Below are 9,262 nucleotides of genomic sequence, written 5' to 3'. Positions count from 1 at the left end.
CCAGTGTGGCCGATCACCCTCTCAGGTCGGCTACGCATCGTTGCCTTGGTGAGCCGTTACCTCACCAACTAGCTAATGCGACGCGGGTCCATCCATAAGTGACAGCCGAAGCCGCCTTTCAATTTCGAACCATGCAGTTCAAAATGTTATCCGGTATTAGCCCCGGTTTCCCGGAGTTATCCCAGTCTTATGGGCAGGTTACCCACGTGTTACTCACCCGTCCGCCGCTAACTTCTTGAGAGCAAGCTCTCAATCCATTCGCTCGACTTGCATGTATTAGGCACGCCGCCAGCGTTCATCCTGAGCCAGGATCAAACTCTCCAATAAAGTTAGTTTGTCTAGCATCTAAAAATAAAAATTGACGTTTCACGTTGTTTGTTTCGTTCAGTTTTCAAAGAACTACTTGGTCGCTCAGAAGCGACTTTATCAATATAACATTTCGTTACATTCTCGTCAACAACTTTTTTCAATAAGTTGTTTTTCGTTTGTTTTGCTTGTTACCTTTCGTGGCAACGAATATAAATATACCAGTTTGATTATTAAAATGCAATAGTTTTTCTAATAAAATTTTTAACTTAGTAAAAAAGTATAAAAACAGCACATTTCTTCTATATAAGTATAATTTCTCGCACCATCAAGATCTATTATACCCACGCAACTCATACTCAAATAAAAAAAGCTTTGGAGAAATCTCCAAAGCTTAGTCTTGTTTATGGCGCATAGCAGGGAATAATAATACATCACGAATAGATGGTGCATTTGTTAATAACATAACTAGACGATCAATACCAATTCCTAATCCACCCGTAGGAGGCATACCGTACTCAAGAGCTTCAATATAATCGTCATCCATCATATGTGCTTCGTCATTACCTTGTTCACGCTCTTTTAATTGCGCTTCAAAACGTTCTTTTTGATCGATCGGATCATTTAACTCAGTAAATGCATTTGCATGTTCACGTGCAACGATAAATAATTCGAAACGATCTGTGAATCGTGGATCTTCATCATTCTTTTTCGCAAGTGGCGAAATTTCTACCGGATGACCGTAAATAAATGTTGGTTGGATTAATTTATCTTCTACTTTTTGCTCGAAGAACTCATTAATAATATGACCAACTTCCATTGTATCCTTAATTTCTACATTATGTTCTTTCGCAAGCTCACGCGCTTCTTCTACACTCATCGGATTCCAGAAATCCGCTCCAGAGTGTTGCTTAATTGCATCTACCATATGAAGACGTGTCCATTCTGGTTCTAGATTAATTTCATAATCACCATATTGGATTGTTGTTGTACCCAATACTTTTTTCGCAATATGAGCAACCATATTTTCTGTTAGTTTCATAATATCATTATAATCAGCGTACGCTTCATATAATTCAATCATCGTAAACTCAGGGTTATGACGAGTTGATACACCCTCATTACGGAATACACGGCCAATCTCATAAACTTTTTCTAATCCGCCCACAATAAGACGTTTTAAATGAAGTTCAATTGCGATGCGCATATATAATTCCATATCTAACGCATTATGATGCGTAGTGAAAGGACGAGCAGATGCTCCACCTGCAATCGCGTGCATCATAGGCGTTTCTACTTCAAGATAACCGTTGTCATCTAAATATCTTCTCATTTCACGAATAATTTTACTGCGAGTAACAAATGTTTCACGACTTTCCATACTTGTAATTAAGTCTAAGTAACGTTGACGGTATCGTTGTTCAACATCTTTTAATCCATGATATTTATCCGGTAACGGACGGAGAGATTTCGTTAAAAGCGTAAATCCCGTTGCTTTTACTGAAAGTTCTCCAACGTTTGTTTTGAACACTTTACCTTCAATACCTACTAAGTCACCTAAATCTGCTGTCGTAAATAACTCGTACTCTTCATCTCCAACAGTATCTTTACGAACGTAAATTTGAACTTGTCCGTGTAAATCTTGAATGTGCGCGAATCCAGCTTTTCCTTTACCGCGTTTTGTCATAATACGACCAGCGATAGAAACAGTGATTTCTTTCTCTTCTAATTCTTCTTTAGAGAATTCTCCATATAAACTTACTAAGTCGGTCGTTGAATTTGTGCGTTCAAATCGTTTACCGAACGGATCGATTCCTTGCTCACGTAAATTATGTAGCTTTTCACGACGAACAAGCAATTGGTCGTTTAATTCTTCGTGGTTCATGTTATCCATGATATTGATATCACTCCAGCTCTATTAATTTTTACAATATATACAGTATAGCATTTTCTACTCAACTAGAAAAACTGCCAGCAACTAACTGGCAGTTCTTCTTTCTTTCACGTAATTATAGGAAGTGTATAGAAGAATGTCAATCTCCTATGTTCCTTATTAACCAACGTAAATTGTTTGTTGTTTCGCTTCTACTTCTTCTACAAATGCACCTAACACATTCGCAAGGTCTTCACGTGTGTTACAAGCATTAATACCATTACGTACACTCGCATTACCACGAACACCTTTTAAATACCAAGCTGCATGTTTTCTCATCTCTCTTACAGCGACACTTTCGTTCTTTAAGTCGATAAGACGATCTAGATGCAACATACATACATCAATTTTCTCGCGCACTGTTGGTTCCGGCATTAATTCACCTGTCTCTAAATACTTTACTGTACGATAAATCATCCATGGATCCCCAAGAGCCGCACGGCCAATCATAACACCATCTACACCAATCTCATCAAGCATTCGCTTCGCATCTTGCGGTGTTTCGACATCACCATTTCCGATAACCGGGATATTCACAGATTGCTTTACTTGTTTAATGATATCCCAATCCGCTTTACCTTCATACATTTGCACTCGCGTACGTCCGTGAACCGCCACAGCTTGTCCACCAGCACGCTCAATAGCTCTAGCATTTTCTATTGCGAAAATATGTTCTTCATCCCAACCGATACGCATTTTAACTGTAACCGGCTTTTCAACAGCATCTACAACCGCTGCTACCATTTCATATATTTTATTGGGATCTAAAAGCCACCTTGCCCCCGCATCACATTTTACGATTTTCGGTACTGGGCAACCCATATTGATATCAATAATATCTGCTGTCGTATATTTATCTACGTATTTCGCAGCATCTACAAGAGTTTCTTTCTCTCCACCAAAAATTTGTAAACTTAATGGTTTTTCTCTCTCATCGATATATAACATATCTAATGTTCTTTTGTTATTCAGTAATATTGCCTTATCACTTACCATTTCAGCACAAACTAGACCTGCACCAAATTCTTTCACTGTTAAACGGAATGCAGAATTACACACTCCCGCCATCGGTGCTAATACAACCGGATTTTTCATCTCAATATTTGCAATCTTTAACAATCAACCTACTCCTTCCTGCACAGTCACTTTGGCATTAATTCATCTATCGAAACATTTAATGCCTTAGCAACTTCTACTACAAAATCTTGAGAAGGTGATCGATTCCCTCTCTCAACTTCACCTAAAACAGATACAGATACCCCTAATTCTTTAGCAAAACCTTCTTGCGTGTAGCCTTTTAGCTTTCGAAAAGCACGAATGCGTCTTCCCCATTTTTCTGCTTCCATACCGTTACTCCCTCTCGCCTTTTCATTTCTTCTACTTGTGAACGTGAAATGTTTTGTTTTATGTCTTGATTAATCTCTAACAACGGAACGATAACAAAAGCTCTTTCAAACATCCGCGGATGCGGAACAATAAGATTCTCTGCTTCAATATTCTCTTGATTATAAAGTAAAATGTCAAGGTCGATAGTCCTCGGCCCCCACCTAATTTCCCTTTTTCTTCCTAGGTCATTTTCTACTTTTTGTGTTACTTTCAATAATTCTTGTGGTGATAAATTGGTAGAAATTTTTATAACTAAATTTAAAAAGCAACTTTGGTCAGTATAGCCAACTGGCTCAGTTTCATATATAGATGAAATATCATCAACCTGAATATAAGGATTTTTATTTAAGAACTGAATCGCTTCGGTTAGATACGTATAACGCTCTCCAATATTTGACCCTAATGCAATGTATGCTATATTATTCATGGACGTTCTCTCGTAATTTCTACTGCTACAGCACGATAATGACCTGGTATCGGTGGATCCGGCTTAATTACCTTAATTGTACATCGTGAAATACTTTCATATTGTTTTAATATATCTGCAGCAATATTTTCAGCGATACTCTCCACAAGCTTATACTTTCTATCTTCAACAACTTTTCTACATAATTCGAAAAGCTCTCCATAATTGACCGAATGCTCTAATTCATCACTTTCCCCTGCACGCTTTAAATCCAACTCCACCGTTAAGTCAACTTTAAATCTCTGACCTAATTTATTTTCCTCCGGGAACACACCATGATAACCGTAAAACTCCATATCATGGATATAAATTTTATCCAATTACTTTACCCCCTTACCAATCATTGCATCCATCATTTTAGCCATACGCGCCATTTCTTTCACATCATGGACACGAACAAACTCACAACCCTTTTCAATACCAAGACAAACAGTAGCTCCCGTTCCCTCAAGGCGTTCCTCTACTGGCAAATCTAATACGTGCCCAATAAAGGACTTTCTCGATGTACCTAAGAGAACCGGATAACCTAGCACATTTAACTGTTCTAAATTACGCATCACCTCTAAGTTTTGCTTAGGTGTTTTAGCAAAACCGATACCTGGATCTAAAATAATATTCTCATCTCGCACACCAGCATTTTTAGCAATTTTGATACTATCATACAAATCAGCAATCATATCCGCCATTAAATTACGATAATTCATATTATCGCGGTTATGCATTAAAATGATAGGTACATCATAATGAGCTGCGACTTCAGCAATTATTGGCTCCGCCTTCGCTCCCCAAATATCATTAATAATATGAGCACCAGCCTCAATTGCTTGCTTTGCAACTTCAGCTTTATATGTATCGATAGATATAGGCAATTTCACTTCTTTTGAAACCGCTTGAATCATCGGGACAACTCGCTTTATTTCTTCTTCTACTGATACTTTAGCAAAACCCGGGCGAGTAGATTCGCCACCAATATCAATAATATGAGCACCTTCACCTTGCATTTCTTTTGCATGACGTACCGCAGCATCTACCTCGTTGTAACTCCCACCATCAGAAAACGAATCTGGTGTTACATTTAAAATCCCCATAATTAATGTCTTTTCATTTAAATTCAATGTATATTCGCCGCAGCGTAAATCATAATCCCACTTCAAACTACACATCTCCTCTTCGTAATTCATTTCTGCTCCATAATTTCTCTCTCTGCATTCCATAAAGGTACATTAAACTTTTTGTAACTACTCCTACTTTACCCGGGAAATCCTGCGCTTCTATACGATAAAGCGGAACAATTTCTTGAATTGAGTTTGTTACAAAGACTTCATCTGCTGAAAGTAATTCATCTTTTGTAAAGAAACCTTCCTTTACTTCTATATTCAATTCTTCAGCACTTTTTATAATAAACGCACGAGTGATACCATTTAAAATCCCTGTTTTTAACGAAGGTGTATATAAAACATCACCTTTCACAAAAAAGAGATTCGAAACAATCCCCTCTGCAACATAACCTGCTTCAGTAAGGAAAATACCTTCCTTGCTCACTACATTTCCAATTTCACGCTTCCCTAAAATATTATTTAGATAATGATGAGACTTCAGACGAAATGCTCCTTCTGGTGTATTTCGCACTTGTTTTAAAATAACCCCTTCTTTTTCTACTACATCTCCTGGAGCTGTTAAAGGTTTTATAAAAACAATAACCGAAGGGTCTTCATACATTTCCGTTTGTAATCCTATTTCATCTACACCTGCTGATACATTAAAACGTACATACGCATGTTCCAATTCATTCTTAGCGAGTAGATTTTTCAAAATAAGCATCACGTCATCTTTTGTCATTGTCCATTTAATTTGCAATGCATCTAGCGCACCTATTAAACGGTTATAATGATCATCTAACAAAAAAGGATGACCATTATAAATACGAAATGTCTCAAAAACTCCCAGCCCATATAAATAACCATGGTCATAAGGGGAGATTTTCGCTTCATTCGCTTCTACATACTCACCATTTACGTAAATTAACATGATGTCACACTTGGACTATATTTACGAATGAAGTTCTGTAGTAACTCTTTCCCATGAGAAGTCATAATAGATTCTGGGTGGAATTGCACACCCTCTATCGGCAGTGTCTTATGACGAATCGCCATAATTTCCCCTTCCTCTGTCCAAGATGTTACCTCTAAACAATCTGGCAATGACTCTTTCTTAACAATCAGGGAATGATAACGCGTTGCAGTAAATGGATTAGGAATATCTAAGAAAATCGTTTTCCCATCATGATGCATAAGTGACGTTTTTCCATGCATTAATCGCTCTGCACGAACAACTTCTCCACCAAATACTTGTGCAATCGATTGATGCCCAAGACAAACTCCAAAAATCGGAATCTTCCCAGCAAAGTATTTAATAACTTCCATACTAATCCCCGCTTCATTAGGACTACATGGACCTGGCGAAATCATTAAGAAATCTGGTTTCATATTCTCAATATCTGCAATACTCACTTCATCATTACGCTTAACAACAAGCTCTTGTCCAAGTTCTCCAAGAAACTGTACTAAATTAAATGTAAAAGAATCATAATTATCAATCATTAATATCATTTCTCTCACCTAACCGTTTCTTCGCTACTTTCTTTTGCACGCCATAAAGCAATTGCCTTTTTTAACGACTCTTTATATTCATTTTTCGGATTTGAATCAATTACAATTCCCGCTCCAGCTTGCACATGTGCTTGCCCATCTTTCGCAAGAAGCGTTCTAATGACAATATTTAATTCCGTATCTCCAGAATAACCAATCCAACCAATTGAACCTGTATAAATCCCTCGACGAACAGGCTCTAATTCTTCTATAATCTCCATCGTACGTATTTTCGGTGCACCAGTAATTGTTCCACCAGGAAATACAGCTTTCACTAAATCGAAAGCATCCTTATCTTCTTCCACCTCACCACGCACATTGGAAACGATATGCATAACATGTGAGTACTTTTCAATTACCATAAATTCATCGACTTCTACAGTACCATATTTACAAACACGTCCTAAATCATTTCGCTCTAAATCTACAAGCATCACATGCTCTGCTCGTTCCTTTTCGTTCTCAATTAATTCCCTTGCTAAGTCTTGATCCTCTTGTTCATTTGCACCTCGGGATCTTGTACCTGCAATTGGTCGTGTACTTACTTCTTGCCCTTGTTTTTTAATCAGCAATTCAGGCGAAGCACTAACAATTTGAAAATCCCCAAGCTCTAAGTAACCCATATATGGAGATGGATTAATTTTACGAAGACTTGTATAAATTTCTAGTGGATGCGTTTGTAAAGTTCTTTCCTGTCTTGTCGACAAGTTTACTTGAAACACATCACCATTTCCAATATACTCTTGAATACATTCAACAGCCTTCATAAAGCCTGCTTCTGTAAAGGCAACCGCTTCATTTTTCTTTTTAGGACGTTCAAACGGCATAGTCACTTCAGGCACTTCTGCCGTCCAAAGATCCTTCCATTCATTTAAACGTTCTTCCGCTTCTGCATGCTTATCTACATAATGTGTAATAATCCACAATACCTTTTCTTTTTGATCATAGACAAACACATCATCAAATAATAAAAAGTATATATCGGGTATATTCAGATCATCCTCTGCAAGAGAAGGGAGTTTTTCAATATAACGGATACAATCATAACTAAAGTAGCCCATTGCACCACCTTGAAAAGGTGGGTACTCTGGATTGTAGTCTGTTTTCCATTTCTCCATATATTCTTGCATTAAATCTAATGGATTCCCTTTTTTTATTGTTTCCTTACCACTTTCACTTATATGTAACTTTACACCCTTTCCTTGGATTACCGCTACCGGGTTTAAACCCACTATGTTATAACGACCGCCACGTCCACTTTCCAGCAAAATATGTTGCGGCTTATCCTGAGAAAGAAATTTATATTGCTTAAAGAAATCTAACTGATATGGAATAGAAAGCGCTAAAGATTTTCTTCGTTGCATATCAACACCCCGTCTTCTTTTATCCCACCCTCTTAGATGAACCACCTCAAACTACATAAGTTATTTATATAGAGATTGATTATACTCGAAGGCTAGTGAAAATAATTTAATTATACTACCTCTTATTTTACATGAAGTTTTCTAGTCATTCACTCTTTTCCTATTTCCAATCCAAAAAGAAAAAGCATCCTTTTTCAAGGATGCTTTTTCAATCGCATTTAATTATGATTCAAATTGATAAAGTGGTGTACTTAAATAACGTTCACCGTTACTTGGAATAATAACGAGTACCTTTTTCCCTTTACCTAACTTTTTCGCAACTTCTGTTGCTGCATAAATAACTGCTCCTGAAGAGATACCAACTAAAATACCTTCTTCTTTAGCCACTCTTCTCGCATATTCAAATGCTTGCTCTGTTTTCACTTGAATAATTTCATCATATACTTCTACATCCAATGTCTCTGGGACAAATCCCGCCCCAATTCCTTGGATTTTATGTGGACCTGGTTTCCCACCAGATAACACTGGTGAATCCGCAGGTTCTACTGCATAAATTTTAATACCTTCATATGCTTCCTTCAGCACTTCACCAGCACCAGTAATTGTTCCACCTGTACCAATACCTGCAATAAACGCATCTAATTGATCACCCATTTGTTCAACAATTTCTGGACCTGTTGTTAAACGGTGAATTTGTGGATTCGATTGATTTTGGAACTGTTGCGGTATAAAGTAACCATGCTCTTTTGCTAATTCAGTTGCTTTACGAATTGCTCCACCCATCCCTTCAGGACCTGGAGTCAATACTAATTCAGCACCGTAAGCACGTAATAAATTACGACGCTCAATACTCATTGTTTCTGGCATTACTAAAATTGCATTATATCCTTTAGCAGCCGCTACCATCGCTAAACCAATACCTGTGTTACCACTTGTTGGTTCAATGATTGTATCGCCCTCTTTTAACAATCCCTTTTTTTCAGCATCTTCAATCATAGCTAGTGCAATACGATCTTTAACGCTACTCCCCGGATTCATAAATTCTAGTTTTAAGTATATATCTGCGCTGTCTGATTCTACGATGCGGTTCAACTTAACGATCGGCGTTTTCCCGATTAATTCTGAAACTGATTGTGCCACTCGCATTCCTGTCACTCCT

General features: G+C 37.6%; 10 protein-coding genes and 1 rRNA gene (1 of these 11 running past the window's edge). All 11 read right to left on the bottom strand.

Features of this window, described 5'->3' with window-relative positions:
* Positions 1–327 (bottom strand): 16S ribosomal RNA (locus BCG9842_RS00430); it reaches 1,225 nt to the left of the window's first position.
* Positions 328–700: 373 nt separating this feature from the next.
* Positions 701–2,200, bottom strand: coding sequence for a lysine--tRNA ligase (lysS, locus tag BCG9842_RS00425; RefSeq protein WP_000369685.1), 1,500 nt, complete (start codon positions 2,198–2,200; stop codon positions 701–703).
* 159 nt (positions 2,201–2,359) lie between these two features.
* Complete coding sequence (gene dusB / locus BCG9842_RS00420) at positions 2,360–3,358, bottom strand: tRNA dihydrouridine synthase DusB (protein WP_000912247.1); 999 nt, start codon at positions 3,356–3,358, stop codon at positions 2,360–2,362.
* A gap of 23 nt (positions 3,359–3,381) precedes the next feature.
* Positions 3,382–3,585 (bottom strand): helix-turn-helix domain-containing protein, encoded by a 204-nt coding sequence (locus BCG9842_RS00415; RefSeq protein ID WP_000387030.1) that lies wholly within the window; start codon positions 3,583–3,585, stop codon positions 3,382–3,384.
* The gene (gene folK / locus BCG9842_RS00410; RefSeq protein ID WP_001059446.1) at positions 3,537–4,052 is read right to left on the bottom strand and encodes a 2-amino-4-hydroxy-6-hydroxymethyldihydropteridine diphosphokinase; all 516 of its coding nucleotides are present in this window, start codon (positions 4,050–4,052) and stop codon (positions 3,537–3,539) included. Before folK ends, BCG9842_RS00415 begins: the two co-directional genes overlap by 49 nt.
* Entirely contained in the window at positions 4,049–4,411 is a 363-nt protein-coding gene (folB, locus tag BCG9842_RS00405) for a dihydroneopterin aldolase (RefSeq protein ID WP_000358066.1), read from the bottom strand. The genes folK and folB overlap by 4 nt, the downstream gene beginning before the upstream one ends.
* The gene (folP, locus tag BCG9842_RS00400; RefSeq protein WP_002084136.1) at positions 4,412–5,272 is read right to left on the bottom strand and encodes a dihydropteroate synthase; all 861 of its coding nucleotides are present in this window, start codon (positions 5,270–5,272) and stop codon (positions 4,412–4,414) included.
* Positions 5,247–6,119: an aminodeoxychorismate lyase gene (gene pabC / locus BCG9842_RS00395; RefSeq protein WP_000909860.1), complete on the bottom strand. Its 873-nt coding sequence runs from the start codon at positions 6,117–6,119 to the stop codon at positions 5,247–5,249. The genes folP and pabC overlap by 26 nt, the downstream gene beginning before the upstream one ends.
* The gene (pabA, locus tag BCG9842_RS00390) at positions 6,113–6,700 is read right to left on the bottom strand and encodes an aminodeoxychorismate/anthranilate synthase component II (protein ID WP_000602284.1); all 588 of its coding nucleotides are present in this window, start codon (positions 6,698–6,700) and stop codon (positions 6,113–6,115) included. Before pabA ends, pabC begins: the two co-directional genes overlap by 7 nt.
* Before the next feature lie 5 nt (positions 6,701–6,705).
* Positions 6,706–8,103, bottom strand: a complete 1,398-nt coding sequence (gene pabB / locus BCG9842_RS00385; protein WP_001189711.1) for an aminodeoxychorismate synthase, component I — start codon at positions 8,101–8,103, stop codon at positions 6,706–6,708.
* Between the two features lie 222 nt (positions 8,104–8,325).
* Complete coding sequence (gene cysK / locus BCG9842_RS00380) at positions 8,326–9,249, bottom strand: cysteine synthase A (RefSeq protein ID WP_001261716.1); 924 nt, start codon at positions 9,247–9,249, stop codon at positions 8,326–8,328.
* Positions 9,250–9,262: the final 13 nt, after the last annotated feature.

This window comes from Bacillus cereus G9842, from assembly GCF_000021305.1.
GTDB lineage: Bacteria > Bacillota > Bacilli > Bacillales > Bacillaceae_G > Bacillus_A > Bacillus_A thuringiensis_S.
Note: the sequence above shows the minus strand (reverse complement) of the source record. Positions and strands in the feature narration are given on the sequence as shown.

Coding starts and splice junctions, on each gene's coding strand:
- lysS (WP_000369685.1), bottom strand. CDS start 2,200: ATGGATAACATGAACCACGAAGAATTAAACGACCAATTGCTTGTTCGT.
- BCG9842_RS00415 (WP_000387030.1), bottom strand. CDS start 3,585: ATGGAAGCAGAAAAATGGGGAAGACGCATTCGTGCTTTTCGAAAGCTA.
- folK (WP_001059446.1), bottom strand. CDS start 4,052: ATGAATAATATAGCATACATTGCATTAGGGTCAAATATTGGAGAGCGT.
- folP (WP_002084136.1), bottom strand. CDS start 5,272: ATGAATTACGAAGAGGAGATGTGTAGTTTGAAGTGGGATTATGATTTA.
- pabC (WP_000909860.1), bottom strand. CDS start 6,119: ATGTTAATTTACGTAAATGGTGAGTATGTAGAAGCGAATGAAGCGAAA.
- pabA (WP_000602284.1), bottom strand. CDS start 6,700: ATGATATTAATGATTGATAATTATGATTCTTTTACATTTAATTTAGTA.
- pabB (WP_001189711.1), bottom strand. CDS start 8,103: ATGCAACGAAGAAAATCTTTAGCGCTTTCTATTCCATATCAGTTAGAT.
- cysK (WP_001261716.1), bottom strand. CDS start 9,249: ATGCGAGTGGCACAATCAGTTTCAGAATTAATCGGGAAAACGCCGATC.